We start from the raw sequence: 15,689 nt of genomic DNA, 5'->3' as shown, positions 1-15,689 counted from the left end.
GCTACGACAAGTACGCCACCACCTATCTCGGTGGCGTACTCCTCGGTGCGCTCGTCATCCATCACCGCGTCCGCAAATAGCAGACACGCTCTAGGTGGAAAGGAAACCTGCGCCCAGTTTGGCTGCTCCGCCGGGAGATCCCAGACTCTCGAAGAAGTTGGCGTTGATCGTGGTGTATTCGTTCCACGCTTCAGGTAAGTCGCTTTCGAAGAAGACGGCCTCGACGGGGCAGGCAGGTTCGCATGCTCCGCAATCGACGCACTCGTCGGGCTGTATGTACAGCATGTTTGTGCCCTGGTAAATGCAGTCGACAGGGCATTCCTCGATGCAGGCCTTATCCATGATGTCGACGCAGGGCTCGGCAATCACGTAGGTCACGAGCTCGAACCAGTATTTGTAGTTATAAATGGAGGTTCGATTCGATTCAAAACTGTTCGGGAAATTTCGGTCATGTCGTGGCGTTCGACGACTTTGATGCGTTCGCGGCCTTCTTCTTCGCCGAGGGAGCGTTCGTGTGCGTCGAGGCGGTACCAGCCGTCCCAGGTGGTGAAGGGGACGTGCTTGTCTTCGAGGAACTTCACCACTGCTGCTTCGTCGGGTTCAGTGGCGCCTTGGAAGGTGGGTGCGTCTTCGAGGAGGTTGGCGACGGTTTCGTTGGCGTCGCCTTTGGTGTGGCCGATGAGGCCGACGGGTCCGCGTTTGATCCAGCCGGTGACGTAGGTGGCGGGTATGTAGGTGGCGGTGGAGGATGCGGCTGGAGTGGAGCCTGCGGAGTGACCCGAAGAGGCAAGCACGCGGCCGGCTTCGTTGGGTATGGTACCGGCTTGGTCGTCGAAGGGGAGTTGGCTGATGTTCTGGGAGAGGTAGCCGACGGCGCGGTAGACAGCTGTCACGTTCCAGTCGTTGTATTTTCCGGTGCCGCGGACGTTGCCGGTGCCGTCGAGTTCGGTGCGCTCGGTGCGTAGTCCGGTGACGTTGCCGTTGTCGCCGAGGATTTCGGTGGGGGATTCGAAGAAGTGCAGGAAGAGTTTGTGGGGTCGGGTGCCGATGTCGCGGATGGCCCAGTCCTGGAGGGTGTTGGCGACCATGTCGACCTGTTTGGAGGCGCGGCGGGCGGCTTCGGAGCCTTCGTCGTAGTCGATGTCTTCGGGGGTGACGATGACTTCGATGTTGGGGGAGTGGTCGAGTTCGCGGAGTTCGAGGGGGGTGAATTTCGCTTGTGCGGGTCCGCGGCGTCCGAAGACGTGGACTTCGAGGGCTTTGTTGGCTTTGAGGCCTTGGTAGACGTTGGCGGGGATTTCGGTGGGGAGCAGTTCGTCGCCGGTTTTGGCGAGGACGCGTGCGACGTCGAGGGCGACGTTGCCGACGCCGAGGACGGCGACTTTTTCGGCGTCGAGGGGCCAGGTGCGGGGGACGTCGGGGTGGCCGTCGTACCAGGAGACGAAGTCGGCGGCGCCGTAGGAGCCGTTCAGGTCGATGCCGGGGATGTTGAGGTCGCGGTCGGCGTTGGCGCCGGTGGAGAAGATGACGGCGTCGTAGTAGGTCCGGAGGTCGTCGAGGGTGATGTCGGTGCCGTAGTCGATGTTGCCGAGGAGGCGTACTTGGGGTTTGTCGAGGACTTTGTGGAGGGCGGTGATGATGCCTTTGATGCGGGGGTGGTCGGGTGCGACGCCGTAGCGGATGAGGCCGAAGGGAGCGGGCATGCGTTCGAAGAGGTCGATGCTGACGCCGGGTCCGCTGACATTGTGGTCGGACTTGATGAGCGCGTCGGCGGCGTAGATGCCTGCCGGTCCGGCGCCGACGATGGCTACTCGGAGTGGGCGAGTCTGATCAGTCATCTCTGCTCGATGTCACTTTCTCGATGGTGGATGTCATCCACGCGGTTGTCTTGCTGAAAAGCGTTTGTCGTGTTCGGTCTGTTCACTTCTCACGCGGCAACATGTCGCCGAAGGCCATGCGCACGAGCAACTCTGCAATCCCGTCGGCGCTCTCCGCGCCGGTCGGCTGGTACCACGCAGTGGACCAGTTCGCTGCCCCGATGATGAGCAGTCTGAGTACGCGAGCGTCGATGTCCGGTGCCAGGAAGCCGTCGGCCTTCGCGTCTTCGATCAGCGCCGAGAAGTAGTGCCCGTACGAGCGATGCAGTTCGATCGCTGGGCCCTGCACCTCGGCTGGAGCTTGCCCCAGCGTCCGTATGCTGGCGCGCGCAATGTCGTTCTTGGTGAGCATGTACCGCATGTGCGCTGCGATCGCTGCTCCGAGGCGGTCCTGCGAAGTGGCATCCTGATCAAGGGATTGGACGGCGTCTTCCACGTATGCGTGAGTTTCGACGATGCCACGTGTCATGAGATCTCGAATCAGGTCTTCCTTGTTCTCCATGTAGTAGTACAGGCTGCCTGCCTTGACGCCAGCTGCTTTGGCGATGTCTGCCAATGTGGTTGCCGCGTAGCCTCTCTTGGCTAGGACGCGGGCAGCGCCTTGCATTATGCGTTCTTTCGTGGATTCCCCGCGAGGCGTAGTTGCGGGAGTGTCCTTTGGACGCCTGGCCTCGTTCATGACGCTCAGACTATCGACGGCGGGAGACATGTGTGTCATTCTAACCTAGGTTTAGATTAGAATGAAGAGGAGATACCCGATGACCGAACGACTGTTCGAGCCGGATGTAGTGCAGTGCCCGTTCCCGCAATATAGGAAGATGCAGGACGAGTGCCCCGTCTACAAGGTTCCTGATGACGATCTGTATCTAGTCCTTGGATACGACGACTGTGTCGACGTCCTCACCAGCCCTGATGTGTATTCATCGAAGGCCGGCCCGGGGCTGCGTCAGAAGCAGGGCCCCGCAGCAAAAGCGGTTCTTGCGCAGGGGCATCGAATCGTACGTACTCTGCTGACCAACGATCCTCCGTCGCATCGGCGGTACCGGCGAATCGTCAACAAAGCCTTCACGCCTCGCCGGATCGCTGCGCTGGCGCCGGAAGTGACGAGTACCGTACAGGAGTTGATCTCCAAGCTCGAGCAGAACGAATCCGTCGATTTCGTCAGGGATTTCGCTCAGCCCTTGCCGCTTATCGTCATAGCCGACTTTCTCGGTGTGCCGCGTGATGACCTAGACATTTTCAAGCGATGGTCCGACGACGCCGCTGAGGTACTCGGCGGTACGCTGTCCGAGCAGCGGCAGATCGAAGTGAACACTTCCCTGACCGAACTGCTCCAATACTTTGCGGATCGCGCGGATGACCGCCGCGCTTCGCCGTCGTCGGACTTTCTGGCGGCCCTTGTCGAGGCCGAGGACGGCCAGTTGACGACAGAAGAAATCATCGCCATCGCGTATGTCGTGCTCGTTGCAGGTAACGAGACAACGGTGAATCTGCTGTCCTCGACGCTGTTGATGCTGCTCGAGCAGCCGGCCCTCATGGCACGAGTCCGTGCTGACCGATCGCTGATTCCATCCGCCGTCGAGGAGGCGCTGCGGTTGCAGTCGCCGATTCAAGGCTTTCCGCGGGTGGCGACTGTGGACACAGAGATCAAGGGCGTACCTGTGCCCGCCGGTTCTCGTGTGATGGTGATGATCGGTGCCGCCAACAGGGACCCCGACCATTTCGAGCATCCCGACGACGTCAACCTCGAAAGTGCTAAGAGCAGCGCACATATCTCGTTCGGAAAAGGTATTCATTTCTGCGTGGGCGCGGCATTGTCGCGACTGGAAGCCGAGATTGCCCTGAACGCGCTTTTCGACCGTTTCGGGTCGATCGAGTTCGCCCGAGCCGATTTCGAACCGGCGTATGCGGACAACGCGATCCTGCGTTCGCTACTGGGGCTCCCCATCGTTCTTCGGAAGTAGAAATTTACGGGACAATTGGATACAACATTGCGATCTCCAGAGTATCCAGTTAGGCTCGGAGAACATCGTGTGATGCAGGTCTCAACGCATGTCCTCGTCATGCCGAATCCGTCGAATTCAGCAGATCCTTTCAATCACAACAAGATCGAGGTAGAGCTATGGGCACACTGGACGGAAAAGTTGCACTGATCACCGGCGCGGGACGTGGCATGGGCGCTTCGCACGCGAAGGTTCTGGCCGCGAAGGGCGCAGCGGTGGTCATGCTCGACGGACCCGGACCCGTGCCGACGGCTGAATACGCCATGTCCACGGCCGAATCCATCAAGACCGGGGCCGCCGACATTCGCGACAAGGGCGGACGCGCGTTGGCGATCGAAGGCGACGTCCGATCGCAGGACGACCTCGACGGTGCCGTGGCGAAGGCTGTCTCGGAATTCGGAAAGCTCGATCTGCTGGTAGCCAACGCCGGAATCTGGGGACAGCTTGCACCGATCTGGGAAATGTCGGAAGAGGCATGGCAGGAAACGATCAACATCAACCTCTCCGGACCGTGGCGCACTGTCAAGGCTGCGGCTCCCCTGATGATCGAGAACGGCGTGGGATCGATTGTGTTGATCTCGTCCGTGGTGGGCATCGGAGAGGGCCTGCCAGGGTCGGCAAACTATGCGTCGGCAAAGCACGGCGTCATCGGATTGTTGCGCACGGCTGCAATGGAACTGGGACCGCTGAACATTCGTGTGAACGCGGTCTGCCCCGGATTCATCCGCACCGGGCTTCATGGATGGCAGGGTGCGGTCGATCTGATGGCTGGCCACCCCGGGGGTACAGAGGCGGACCTGATTCAGGCGGGTCACAACTACGGCATCCTGAAGGGGCGAGGTCCACTCGAACCGGGCCACGTGAGTGAAACGGTTGCATTCCTTCTGTCGGACGAAGCATGGGCCGTCACCGGCACGATCGTTCCGGTCGATGCGGGTCATACCATCCTGCCGCGTATCAATCCCTCACCGGCTTACTGATCGGCAACGAGAACTCCTGTAGTGGAGCGCGGTACTGTGGCATCTGCCGCAGGACCGCGTTCGCCGTCTGCGCAGTGTGCCTGATCTGTCTGATTCGGAACTCTGTATTCGAATAGTATTAGCGCTCAGATGGATTCGCAGACTCAAATTGAATAGTGACGACCATTACATTCGCCTCGACGGTGCCGCTCGGGTGCCGCAGTCCCGAGGGAGTCGAAGATGACCCGCGATCGACACGGTATACCCACCATGTACGAAAGCATCGATCGTGGGGATTGCTGACCAACACCATGCTCATCGTTCTCGTGGCTCTGCTAATCGGGACGTCGATCGTGTACCCGAGTTTCTGCTCGCCCGTCAATTTACAGAACCTGCTGTCGCCGCGATCATCAATAACGTCTTCTCGGCGTTCACTCTCGATCCCAATCTCCAACTGGTGATCAAGGGCGCGATCGTGATCGCCGCGGTGGCCGTGGACGTGTGGTTCCACCGCTGTCGAACGTCCTGAGTCGACCCCGACACCAGAACGGCGCCCGCCTATCGGCGGGCGCCGTTCTCGTCTTCACTCTCTAGGGGCGTAGTACCGATCTCAACTTGTCGAGCACGGCCGGGTCCTCGATCGTGGCCGGCACCGTTGTAGCTCCGAGATCGGCGATCTCTCGCATAGACTTTCGGAGGATTTTCCCGGATCTCGTCTTGGGAAGACCGTCGACGACGACGATGTCCTTCGGGGTTGCGATTGCCCCGATGTCGGCGCGTACCGACCTGATGAGCTCGGCGACGAGTTCTGAATGATCTTGCTGCCAACCGGATCTCAGTACGACGAATCCCCGGGGGATTTGGCCTTTCAGTGCGTCTGCCGCGCCGATGACGGCACACTCGGCCACTGCCGGATGTGCCGCGAGGACTGCCTCGATGGATCCGGTCGACAACCGGTGCCCTGCGACGTTGATGACGTCATCCGTTCGGCCCATGACGAAGAGGTATCCGTCCTCGTCGATGTGGCCGCCGTCTCCGGTCAGGTAGTACCCGTCGAATGTCGACAAGTAGGACCGGACGAACCGGTTGTCGTCACCCCATAGCGTCGGGAGAGTGCCAGGCGGTAACGGGAGGCGAATGCAGATGGCCCCTTCCACTCCCGCCTCGATTTCCTGTCCGTGCTCGTCGAGTATCCGGACGTCGAAACCCGGCACCGCCACGCTCGGTGATCCGGGTTTGATCGGCATCGGATCGAAGCCTCGAAGATTCGCTGCGATCGGCCAACCGGTCTCGGTCTGCCACCAATTATCCACGACCGGAATTCCGAGGCGATCCGTTGCCCAGGAATAGGTGTCGGGATCGAGGCGCTCTCCGGCGAGGAACAGATTGCGAAGGGACGTGACATCGTGATCGGCGATGAGCTCTCCGTCCGGATCAACGCGTCTGATCGCCCTGATCGCGGTCGGCGCCGCGAGCAGCCCCTGGACGGAATGCTCGGCGATCACTCGCCAGAACGCACCTGCATCCGGTGTCCCCACGGGTTTTCCCTCGTAGAGAACTGTAGTGGCGCCGGAGATGAGTGGCGCGTAGACGATGAACGAATGGCCCACCACCCAGCCGATGTCGGACGCCGACCACCACACCTGTCCCGGGTGGATGTCGTACACGTTGGGCAATGCCCAGGCCATGGCGATAGCATGGCCTCCGTTGTCACGCACCACGCCCTTCGGTCGGCCGGTGGTGCCGGACGTGTAGAGAATGTACAGCGGGTCGGTTGCGCGCACGGTGACCGGTGTAGCGGGATGTGTTGCGCCGCGGCGAAGAACGTCCGCCCAGTCGTATTCCCTCGAGTCTTCGAGGGTGGCGGGTAGTTGTGGTCGCTGGACGAGTACCAGGGCATTGGGCCGGTGCGACGAGATGGTGAGGGCCTCGTCGACCATCTTCTTGTAGTCGAGCACGCGGCCGGGCTCGATGCCGCACGACGCGGTGACGACGACGACTGGCCTGGCATCGTCGATCCGGGCCGCGAGCTCGCGCGGTGCGAATCCGCCGAACACAACCGAGTGGACGGCGCCGAGGCGAGCGCACGCCAGCATCGCTACGACGGCCTCGGGAATCATCGGCATATAGATGACGACGCGATCGCCGGCACCGACCCCGAAATCACGTAGTCCTCCGGCGAAGGCGCCGACCTGCTCGAGGAGTTGGTCGTAGGTCAGGGTCGCCGAGGTCCCCGTGACCGGACTGTCGTAGATGATGGCGGCCCGGTCGCCGTGACCGGCGAGAACGTGCCGATCCACCGCGTTGTAGCAGGTGTTCAACGTCCCGTCGGTGAACCATCTGTGCAGGGGAGCGCGATCGGAATCCAGCATCTTCGTCGGCGGTGTCACCCAGTCCACCAGGCCGACGTGTTGAGACCAGTACCCCTCGGGGTCGGACAACGCGAGTTTTCGTGCGGTGTCGTAGCGTTCGCTCAACGTCCCGTCCAGACAGGTTGGCGCTTCTCTGCAAATGCGCGAGGGCCTTCGGCCGCGTCGTCGCTCCGATACACCGTTTCGTACACGGCGTTCGCGAATGCGACGGCGTGACTCGAACCGAGCTCGGTCGAGATCTCGACGAGCTTCTTACCCGCCGCGACGCTGAGCGGTGCGTTCGACGCCACGGTCTCGGCGACGGCGAGAGCCTCGTCCAGGAGTCTGTCTCCTGTTACGACGCGATTGACGAAACCCACCTCGTACGCACGCTGTGCAGTCATCGGCTCGCCGGTGATCAGTAGTTCCATCATGACGCGTTTGGACATGAGGTCGATCAGTGGCGCTGCCCAGGGCGCACCGCGACCGCGCTTGACTTCACTGATGCCGAACACTGCGGTATCCGCCGCGATACAGAGGTCGAGATCCTGTACGAGGCGAAATCCGCCCGCGAGCGCGAAGCCGTTGACCGCCCCGATCACCGGTTTGATCACGTGGCCCTTGGAGCTGAGAAGCAAACTCCATTCCTCGGGTGGAATCTGCACCGCCTCCGAGGCCATCTCCTTGAGGTCTCCGCCTGCACAGAACGCTGTTCCGTTCGCGGTCAGGATCGCGCACCGAAGTTCGGAGTCGGCTTCGTAGTCATCGAAGACGTCTCGTAGTCGTTGTCTCAGTGCGGCATTGAGAGCGTTTCGCTGTGCGGGTCGATTCAGGGTGACGATCAGGACATGCCCGCGCTTTTCGACGAGGCAGATGTCTTCGGTCATCGGGCCGCACCGCCACGAACGGTGGACTTCACTCCGGTGTTGCCCCTGTTGACGCCGACGAGAGTCGCGTATCGGGGGTCCGTGCCCAGGTACTCTCCGAGGCGCGGTCCGGCGGCTTCGAGTCCGCCGTCCACTGCAAGATATTGTCCGGTGACGAAGGACGATTCGCGCGAACCGAGGAAGTAGATGGCGCGTGCGAGATGTTCGGGTTCGCCCACGAACGGCAGCGGTTGAGCGCGGGCCAGTTCACTGCCGTCGAATTGCCGCGATGCGGACGGATTGAGCGGTGTCGCAATGGCGCCGGGGCACACACAGTTAACCCGAATGCGATCCGGTCCGAGTTCTGTAGCGAACACCCTGCTCATGTGCAGCACACTGGCTTTGGCGGCGGAATATGCCTGGAGGCCCGCGTCTCCGGTGAGTGCTGCCAGAGATGCGAGGTTGACAATCGACCCACCCGTGCCTTGCTCACGCATGACTCGTGCGGCGTGCTTCACGCCGAGAAAGACTCCGCGACTCAGGACGGCGAACGTGTAGTCCCAGTCCTCGACCGACGTTTCCGTGACGGATCCGAAGGCACCGCCGATGCCTGCGTTGTTCACTAGGCAGGCAAGCGCGCCGTTGAACGACGCAGCGTGTGCCACAGCGTGTTCGACGTCCGCCTCCCTCGAGACGTCCGCTTGGACGAAGGACAGGCGGCCGTCGCTCGATTCCTGTTCGTATTCGGCGACGAGCGACTTTCCGGACGCCTTGTTCAGATCGGCCGCCACTACGGTCCAGCCCCGGTCGAGAAAAAGTCTCACCGTCGCGCGGCCGATTCCACTGGCGCCGCCGGTGATCAGAACCGTATCGATGTGTGGACTGATCGCTGAGTTGTTCATGGTGCTCACTTCTTTCGGGTGAAGAAGCCCCGAACCCGGTCGCGGGTCGCAGGGTCGGAGTAGAGGTTTCGCATAGTGTCCTCGTAGTTCACGGGAATCTCGTAGCTCCGGAACGTTCGCTTGTACTCCGCGACGATCTCGGGCCCGTTGGCCGCGAACTGGCCGAGTAGCTCGTGGGCTCTGGTGTGAAGCGATTCTGTGTCCACAACCTCGAACACGAGACCGACCGACCGCGCGTAGTCCGCGGCGATGAGTTCACCGGAGAACAGGAGATACTTCAGGACCGACAGGGGTACCTGACCGAACAGAGCCGGCCCGACCAAACCGTCGATAAGGCCGACCTTCGTCTCCGGGGTTCCGAACTTCGAACGGGGAGAGGCGATGATGAAATCGCAGGAGATCGCGGTCGCGAATCCGCCGCCGCAGCAGAAGCCGTCGACGACAGCGATCGTCGGCTTCCGGCATGCACGGATGGCCTCGAACGGAAGGCTGTCCCGGAATTTCCACAGGTCCCAGGAGGGCGGATCCCCTTCGATGTAGCCCAACATCTCCTTGAGGTCGCCACCGACGGCGAAATGATCTGCGTCAGAATCGATTATCACGCCTCCGACGGAGGAATCCACCTCGGCCTCACGGATCGCGGACCGGAGTTCCGCATAGAACTCGGTATTGAACGCGTTGCGTCCGCCCGCGCGACTCAAAGTGATGGTCGCGATACCGTCCTCTCCGCGGATGCGTAGGTGCTCGTAATTCTGAAGTGACATGGATCCGCCGCTCCTGTTCTCGGACGATCTATCGGTGTGACCACACCGTCGCCGCCTGTCGGTCCTACTTACTATGCAGTGGTCATCCATGGCCATTCGAGCACGCGCTGTAGTTGCCGTCAACATTGGCTGCAACATTGTGAGCACTAGATTCAGCATCTCATTGACGCAGTCCGATCCGCTGGCGTACATTGGCTACAATATTGCCGCCGCTTTGCGCCATTGCTGCCGTCTGGAGAAATAATGTCAATCGATGACCACTTCCCTCACCTGACCAGAGATGCGGACCTACGACGCGCCGTCCGCGGTTTGTGCTCGAGATTTGATGTTGCGTACTGGGATCAGAAGGACGCAGATCAAGAGTTTCCCGAGGAATTCTTCCGCGCGTTCGCCGATTCGGGATTCTTGGGTACCTTCATCCCCGAAGAATACGGCGGCGGTGGGGGATCGACCGCGAACATGGTGGCCATTCTCGAAGAGGTCGGTGCCAGCGGCGGCGGGCTCAACGCATGCAGCACGGTCCACACGCCACTGCTGTGCGCGCCGACCATCCTCGCCTTCGGTACCGAAAAGCAGCGCACTGAACTTCTTCCCCAGATCGCGGCGGGCAAGCTGTACACGACGTTCGGCGTCACCGAACCCGACGCGGGGACCGATACCACCCGAATCGCGATGAAGGCCGTCGACGACGGTACGTCTTGGCGCATCAGCGGAACCAAGGTCTGGAACACCGGCGCCATGCGCGGTGACAAGGTGTTGCTGCTGGCCCGCACGTCCGAACCCGCCGAAGGTGAACGCCGCGGACTGGGAATTACACTGTTCCTCGCGGATCTGAATTCGGAGACAGTCGAGATCCGGCCCATTCCGAAGATCGGCCGCAATGCCGTCGCATCATGTGAGGTGTTCTTCGAAGGAACCAAGGTGCCCTACGAAGATGTGATAGGCGAAGTCGGGCAGGGCTTCTACCACCTCATGCACAGCCTTAACAGCGAACGACTGTTCGTGGCCGCGGAAACGGTGGGGCTCGGCCGATGGGCGCTGGCCGCAGCGACACAGTACAGCCTCGACCGCGTCGTGTTCGGCCGTCAGATCGGAAAGAACCAGGGCGTTCAACACCCTCTCGCGAAAAGCTACCTTGACCTGCTGGCTGCCGCAGAGGTGCTGTATCGGGCCGTCGACGAGTACGAGGTTCGCGGGGGGTCTGCGATCGGTTCGCTGGCCAATGCCGCGAAATATCTGTGCAGTGAGGCTGCAGTCTCGTCGACCGATGCCGCCATGCAGGTCTTCGGCGGTTACTCGTTTTCCCGCGAGTATCACATCGGTCGACAGTGGATCGAATCGCGACTTCCTCGCGTCGCTCCGGTGAATAACCAGATGATTCTGAATTTCATCGCAGAGCGCACCCTCGGCCTACCGAAGAGCTACTGAGCCATGACAATCGAACGAACACACGGCAAGCCCGATGGGGCGCTTCGCGTCGGGCAGTTCACCGGATGGCACGGGGACCGTACCGACGGAATGGCGGAGTTGCTCGAAAGCGGCGTAGAGATTCTGACCGGCGACTACCTGGCCGAGCTCACGATGCTGGTCTTGGCCAAGAACGAACAACGAGGTGGTAAGGGATACGTCTCGGCGTTCGTGGATGTGCTGGCGCTGCATCTAGACGAGATTGCCGAGGGCGGAATCAAGGTGGTCACCAATGCCGGTGGACTCGATGCCCCCGGTCTTGCTGCAGTAATTCGGGAACTCTGTGCTGAGCGCGGAGTGTCGCTGAGTGTCGCTGCCGTCATCGGTGACGATGTACGCGACGTACTGAAAGAACGAGACGACCTCGAATTGGTGAACATCGATACGGGGGTCGCACTGGATCTGTCAGAGCACCGTGTGTTGACCGCAAATGCGTACCTCGGCGCGTGGCCGGTCGTCGAGGCGCTGCGTCGAGGTGCCGACATCGTCGTCTGTCCTCGTACGACCGATGCATCCCTGGTGGTCGGAGCAGCCGCGTGGAAATTCGGCTGGAAGCCGACCGATTACGATCAGCTCGCCGGCGCGGTGGTTGCCGGCCACATCATCGAGTGCGGCGCGCAGGCAACCGGCGGGAACTTTTCTTTCTTCGCAGAGCACGGCGATCTCGGACTTCCCGGGATGCCGCTCGTGGACATCTCGCAAGACGGTTCGGCCATCATAGGCAAGAGCGTCGACAGTGGGGGACTGGTCACCACTGACACCGTGCTTGCGCAACTGTTCTACGAGGTCAACGGTCATGCCTACCAGAACCCGGATGTTGTCACGGATCTGACGAGCGTGCATGTCGAGAGCACAGGTGCGGATCGTGTACGGGTCTCGGGCACAGTGGGATTCGCGCCGACGTCGACGGCGAAGTTGTCGCTGACGTTCGAGGGTGGGTATCGGAACACCATGACGATCGGGCTCACCGGCGCGAACCTGAAGAACAAGATCGACTGGATTCGTCGGCAGGTCGAGGCCGAAATCGGTAAGCCCGAGTCTTTCGACGAATGTCGCTGGGCCACAATTGGTCCAGCGAATGTTCACGGCACCTTTGAGGAGGCGACCGCCTGGCTCGTGCTCACCGTTCGAGACAAGGAACGCAACCGCGTCGACCGGGCACATTTCTCCAGCCGGATCGTCTCCATTGCAACATCGAGTGTCCCCGGGTTCTACATGACCACGCCGCCGCAGTCGGAGCGCCTGTTCGGAGTCCAGTGGCCGTCGCTGATCGAGAAAAGTCTGGTTCACGCGTCCGTGCTGGTCGATGACGGATCGCACATTCCGGTGGCGTGGCCCGCTTGGGACGATGCTGCCGCTGAGCCCTACCCGATCGCCGAGAACGAACGTCCGGACGTCACCGGTTCTGATTCCGATCTCGGGGCGACGACGCCTGCGATGCTGGGCGCGTTCGTGGGAACACGATCCGGAGACAAAGCCGGATCTGCCAACCTCGGTGCGTGGGCACGTGATGATGCAACATTCCGTTGGCTCGACACATTTCTCACAGTCGACCGTCTGCGATTGCTCATGCCGGAGTTGGCCGACCTGCGGGTGGAGCGATTCGTGTTCTCGAATCTGCGCGGAATGAACTTCATGATCTACCAGTACCTGGGCGATGGCGTTTCGGCCTGCACCCGAATCGACCCTCAGGGCAAAGGTCTCGGCGAATACCTGGCCAGCCGGTTGGTCGAAGTTCCGGTGACCCTGTACTCAGCTGAGGATGGGAATCAGCCGATCGAGTGATGCCTTGCGGTGGCGGCGAGCGATATCGACGAGTAGTTCGTTGTCGCCCGCCGCGAGCGCGGCGATCATGTCATCGTGATCGGACACCACCACATGCCGATTCGACAGCGCATTGATCGACAGTGACTGATACGCCAGCGTCATTCGGCCGATCGTCGCCAGCTGGCCCTTCAGTAGGGTCAGTGACGAATGTTCCGTGACGGCATCGTGAAACGCTCGATTTAGCCGGATGACCTCGCCGGAATTCTCATCGGTACGGATCTCGTCGTTGATCTTCCGCAGCCGCGTGAGGTCGTCCTCGCACATCGGCGGAAGACTCCGCAGGACCTCGGACTCGAGAAGTTCGCGGATCAGGTACAGCTGCCGCATTTCGTCGGATGTGAACCGAGTGACGAAGTAGCCTCGATTGCGTTCGTATCGCACGATGCCCTCCACCGCGAGGACCTGAAGTGCCTCGCGGATCGGGCCTCGACTGATTCCCAGCTGTTGCGCGAGGTCTTCCTGACGTACCTGTTCGCCGGGAAGCAGAACGCGCTGTAGCACCAGTTCGCGTATATCGATCGCCGCGCGAACAACCGCACCAACGCGGGTTTCCGGAGTCGACACGGCCGCAATATTGTCGGCTATCATGGATCCAATCCTACGAGATTGCTACACACTGCGCAATCGTCACCGCAGTGCAGCTATACAAGCGTGTCAGAAGATAGCCGAGAGAGCGCGCCTGCGTTCGTCGGTGTCGAGGTCCGTGATGATTGCAGACCCCTTCTCGGTGACCACCGCATCGATGACGTCGCCGTTGATGCTCGGATCGCTCACGTGCTGGACCAGTCTGGACACGCCGTTCCTGTCGCTGCTCCGCAAAGCGACGATGCTCAGCCCGCCCGGGCTGCCGTGTGCGCCCCGCGCGAAGTCGACCGAGCCGCCCCTTCCGGAGATAGTGGAATCGCCCACGCGTTCGGAATTGATGTTGCCGGCACAGTCGAGGTCGATCGCGCCGAGTACCGCGACGAAGCGGTCGTGCTGGGACAGCCAGGCGTGGTTGTGGATTTTGGTGGACGGCAAGAGAAGTACGTCGTCGCACGACGCGGCCCATCGAAGAAGTGACGGAGATCCGATCACGGACATTGCTCGCATTGTCGCGCCGCCGATAGCACCGCTGTCGTACATCTTTCGCACTGCTTCGGTGAATACGCCGGTGAGGATCTCGACATCCCCGCGTCCGGCGAGCTGGAGTGCTAAGGCATCGTTGACCCGGCCGATGCCCAGGGCCAGACGTGGAGCCGTCGGGATCAGGCGCGCCACCTGTCGGGCGACCGCCTCGTCCACCGCATCGAATGCCGCCGAGAAATGCGGTTGCTCGTCGCTGTCCGACGTCCGACTGGTCACCACGTCGTCGACGTCGGTCACGACCGTCGCCCCGCGAATCCGGGGCAGCCAGGAGACCTCTTCTGCGAAGATGCGGGGGGCAAGTGCGACAACGGGATCCAAGTATCCGTTCACTCCTCCCAGCGAACGCTGTCCGTCGTTGTCGGGTGGGGTTACACACGTGATCAGCACATCGGCCCGAAAAGATCTGTCAGCGAGCGATCGGCAGATCTCGCTGTACGACTGACGGTGGTAGGTGAGCGGTTGAACATGCTTCAACCCACGCCCGGGCATGTAGGAGCCCACTGTGAAGCATTCGGCCCCGACCAGGTGGGGGAGGCTCGGCGCGCTGCGGCGCATTCCGAACACCAAGTGTACCGGATCGAGCGTGGTCGGTGGGTGCAACTCGAAATAGCGCTCGAGAGCGGCCTGCGGTTCGACCGGGCCCTCGGCGCAGAGAACCGTCCTCATCGCAGTCGCCCATCGATCAACTGCGCTGCGCTGATGATCATTCGGAGATCGGACCGATCGGCTCGGGAGCGTAGGGTCCGTCCCAATTTGCACCTGACAGAGATGCCACGGCTTCGAGTGCGAGACCGGTGGACAGGTCGGCCGCCATCGCACGCCTCAGTTGCTCGATGAACACCAGTCGTGTGTTCCTGACGAAGACCGGGTTGCACACGGCCAGTCGGCGCGCGTGCGCGATCGCACGGTCTGCCAGTGCGTCGGAGGGCAGAATTTCGGATACCAGTCCGAGCGTGAGAGCCTCTGCAGCGGAGATCTTCTGGCCGGTCAGCAGGAAATACCGTGCGCGATTGAAGCCGAGCAGAAGTGGCCACAGCACCTGGACGCCATCGCCCGGGACGAGCCCGAGAGGAACGTGGGCTGCGTCCTGGAAGTAGGTTTCCTCGGTGCACAGCACGATGTCACTGAGTAGAGCGAGTTCGGCGTGCACGTCGACCGGACCGTTGATCGCCGCGACGATCGGGACTTCGATCGCCAGCAATGCAGAGATCAACCGGTTTCCTTCGAACAGTCCGTCGTCCATGACCGCGGCGGGCGCCCCGCCACGTGCGACTGCTTCCTCGAAGGATGGGATCAGGTCGATGAACCGGTCTCCGGTGCCCGTGAAAATTACGACGCGTACATCTCGGTCGGCGGCGATGGCTGCGAACAGTTCGGGTAATTCGCGATGGGGCAACGCATTCCATCCGAGTGACCCGCCTCGTGAATGGACTCTGACAGTCAAGACGCCGACGTCGTCGATCGAAACGTCCGCCGTCTTGAACCTGGTCATGTATTCCTTGGGCACAGCTACTCCTCTGAATGTGAATGATTCGAGCGGGGCGG

15 protein-coding genes are annotated in these 15,689 nt (G+C 61.5%); 5 read left to right on the top strand and 10 right to left on the bottom strand.

The window, feature by feature from the left end:
• Positions 1-90: 90 nt before the first annotated feature.
• From fdxA to ACFWAY_RS41275, 3 genes are all read right to left on the bottom strand, one after another.
• Positions 91-378 (bottom strand): ferredoxin, encoded by a 288-nt coding sequence (gene fdxA, locus ACFWAY_RS41285; RefSeq protein WP_378458772.1) that lies wholly within the window; start codon positions 376-378, stop codon positions 91-93.
• The gene (locus tag ACFWAY_RS41280; RefSeq protein WP_378458773.1) at positions 375-1,838 is read right to left on the bottom strand and encodes an FAD-dependent oxidoreductase; all 1,464 of its coding nucleotides are present in this window, start codon (positions 1,836-1,838) and stop codon (positions 375-377) included. The genes fdxA and ACFWAY_RS41280 overlap by 4 nt, the downstream gene beginning before the upstream one ends.
• Before the next feature lie 82 nt (positions 1,839-1,920).
• A complete protein-coding gene (locus ACFWAY_RS41275; RefSeq protein ID WP_378459223.1) occupies positions 1,921-2,484 on the bottom strand; it encodes a TetR/AcrR family transcriptional regulator in 564 nt (187 codons plus the stop codon).
• 151 nt (positions 2,485-2,635) lie between these two features.
• On the opposite strand from ACFWAY_RS41275, the gene ACFWAY_RS41270 reads away from it, so the two are divergent.
• The 3 genes from ACFWAY_RS41270 (at position 2,636) to ACFWAY_RS41260 (ending at position 5,368) form a co-directional block, all read left to right on the top strand.
• The gene (locus ACFWAY_RS41270; RefSeq protein WP_378458775.1) at positions 2,636-3,841 is read left to right on the top strand and encodes a cytochrome P450; all 1,206 of its coding nucleotides are present in this window, start codon (positions 2,636-2,638) and stop codon (positions 3,839-3,841) included.
• Between the two features lie 158 nt (positions 3,842-3,999).
• Positions 4,000-4,860 (top strand): SDR family NAD(P)-dependent oxidoreductase, encoded by an 861-nt coding sequence (locus ACFWAY_RS41265; RefSeq protein ID WP_378458776.1) that lies wholly within the window; start codon positions 4,000-4,002, stop codon positions 4,858-4,860.
• A gap of 268 nt (positions 4,861-5,128) precedes the next feature.
• Entirely contained in the window at positions 5,129-5,368 is a 240-nt protein-coding gene (locus ACFWAY_RS41260; protein WP_378458777.1) for a hypothetical protein, read from the top strand.
• Between the two features lie 61 nt (positions 5,369-5,429).
• Here ACFWAY_RS41260 and ACFWAY_RS41255 read toward each other — a convergent pair whose 3' ends face one another.
• From ACFWAY_RS41255 to ACFWAY_RS41240, 4 genes are read right to left on the bottom strand one after another with little or no spacing between them, the layout of a single operon-like run.
• Positions 5,430-7,316, bottom strand: coding sequence for an acetate--CoA ligase (locus tag ACFWAY_RS41255; RefSeq protein ID WP_378458296.1), 1,887 nt, complete (start codon positions 7,314-7,316; stop codon positions 5,430-5,432).
• Complete coding sequence (locus ACFWAY_RS41250; protein ID WP_378458297.1) at positions 7,313-8,077, bottom strand: enoyl-CoA hydratase-related protein; 765 nt, start codon at positions 8,075-8,077, stop codon at positions 7,313-7,315. Before ACFWAY_RS41250 ends, ACFWAY_RS41255 begins: the two co-directional genes overlap by 4 nt.
• Positions 8,074-8,958, bottom strand: coding sequence for an SDR family NAD(P)-dependent oxidoreductase (locus ACFWAY_RS41245; protein ID WP_378458298.1), 885 nt, complete (start codon positions 8,956-8,958; stop codon positions 8,074-8,076). The genes ACFWAY_RS41250 and ACFWAY_RS41245 overlap by 4 nt, the downstream gene beginning before the upstream one ends.
• 5 nt (positions 8,959-8,963) lie before the next feature.
• Entirely contained in the window at positions 8,964-9,722 is a 759-nt protein-coding gene (locus tag ACFWAY_RS41240; protein ID WP_378458299.1) for an enoyl-CoA hydratase/isomerase family protein, read from the bottom strand.
• A 243-nt stretch (positions 9,723-9,965) separates the two neighbouring features.
• Here ACFWAY_RS41240 and ACFWAY_RS41235 point away from each other — a divergent pair, with 243 nt between their 5' ends.
• Positions 9,966-11,150 (top strand): acyl-CoA dehydrogenase family protein, encoded by a 1,185-nt coding sequence (locus tag ACFWAY_RS41235; RefSeq protein WP_378458300.1) that lies wholly within the window; start codon positions 9,966-9,968, stop codon positions 11,148-11,150.
• 3 nt (positions 11,151-11,153) lie between these two features.
• Positions 11,154-12,974 (top strand): acyclic terpene utilization AtuA family protein, encoded by a 1,821-nt coding sequence (locus ACFWAY_RS41230; RefSeq protein WP_378458301.1) that lies wholly within the window; start codon positions 11,154-11,156, stop codon positions 12,972-12,974.
• Here the strand turns inward: ACFWAY_RS41230 and ACFWAY_RS41225 are convergent.
• The 3 genes from ACFWAY_RS41225 to ACFWAY_RS41215 all read right to left on the bottom strand — a co-directional run bounded on the left by ACFWAY_RS41225 (position 12,942) and on the right by ACFWAY_RS41215 (position 15,651).
• Complete coding sequence (locus ACFWAY_RS41225; protein ID WP_378458302.1) at positions 12,942-13,604, bottom strand: GntR family transcriptional regulator; 663 nt, start codon at positions 13,602-13,604, stop codon at positions 12,942-12,944. The two genes, ACFWAY_RS41230 and ACFWAY_RS41225, sit on opposite strands and share 33 nt — an antisense overlap.
• Positions 13,605-13,670: 66 nt before the next feature.
• Positions 13,671-14,810, bottom strand: coding sequence for an acetyl-CoA hydrolase/transferase C-terminal domain-containing protein (locus ACFWAY_RS41220; RefSeq protein ID WP_378514579.1), 1,140 nt, complete (start codon positions 14,808-14,810; stop codon positions 13,671-13,673).
• A 37-nt stretch (positions 14,811-14,847) separates the two neighbouring features.
• On the bottom strand, positions 14,848-15,651 hold the full coding sequence (locus ACFWAY_RS41215) for an enoyl-CoA hydratase/isomerase family protein (protein ID WP_378458304.1): 804 nt from the start codon (positions 15,649-15,651) through the stop codon (positions 14,848-14,850).
• Between the last annotated feature and the right edge of the window lie 38 nt (positions 15,652-15,689).

This window comes from Rhodococcus sp. NPDC059968 (assembly GCF_042738615.1).
Classification (GTDB): domain Bacteria; phylum Actinomycetota; class Actinomycetes; order Mycobacteriales; family Mycobacteriaceae; genus Rhodococcus_F.
The sequence above is the reverse complement of the archived record's forward strand: the minus strand, read 5'-3'. Positions and strand labels throughout refer to the sequence as shown.

Coding starts and splice junctions, on each gene's coding strand:
- ACFWAY_RS41230 (WP_378458301.1), top strand. CDS start 11,154: ATGACAATCGAACGAACACACGGCAAGCCCGATGGGGCGCTTCGCGTC.
- ACFWAY_RS41275 (WP_378459223.1), bottom strand. CDS start 2,484: ATGCAAGGCGCTGCCCGCGTCCTAGCCAAGAGAGGCTACGCGGCAACC.
- ACFWAY_RS41235 (WP_378458300.1), top strand. CDS start 9,966: ATGTCAATCGATGACCACTTCCCTCACCTGACCAGAGATGCGGACCTA.
- ACFWAY_RS41240 (WP_378458299.1), bottom strand. CDS start 9,722: ATGTCACTTCAGAATTACGAGCACCTACGCATCCGCGGAGAGGACGGT.
- ACFWAY_RS41250 (WP_378458297.1), bottom strand. CDS start 8,077: ATGACCGAAGACATCTGCCTCGTCGAAAAGCGCGGGCATGTCCTGATC.
- ACFWAY_RS41225 (WP_378458302.1), bottom strand. CDS start 13,604: ATGATAGCCGACAATATTGCGGCCGTGTCGACTCCGGAAACCCGCGTT.
- ACFWAY_RS41280 (WP_378458773.1), bottom strand. CDS start 1,838: ATGACTGATCAGACTCGCCCACTCCGAGTAGCCATCGTCGGCGCCGGA.
- ACFWAY_RS41270 (WP_378458775.1), top strand. CDS start 2,636: ATGACCGAACGACTGTTCGAGCCGGATGTAGTGCAGTGCCCGTTCCCG.
- ACFWAY_RS41220 (WP_378514579.1), bottom strand. CDS start 14,810: ATGAGGACGGTTCTCTGCGCCGAGGGCCCGGTCGAACCGCAGGCCGCT.
- ACFWAY_RS41245 (WP_378458298.1), bottom strand. CDS start 8,958: ATGAACAACTCAGCGATCAGTCCACACATCGATACGGTTCTGATCACC.
- ACFWAY_RS41265 (WP_378458776.1), top strand. CDS start 4,000: ATGGGCACACTGGACGGAAAAGTTGCACTGATCACCGGCGCGGGACGT.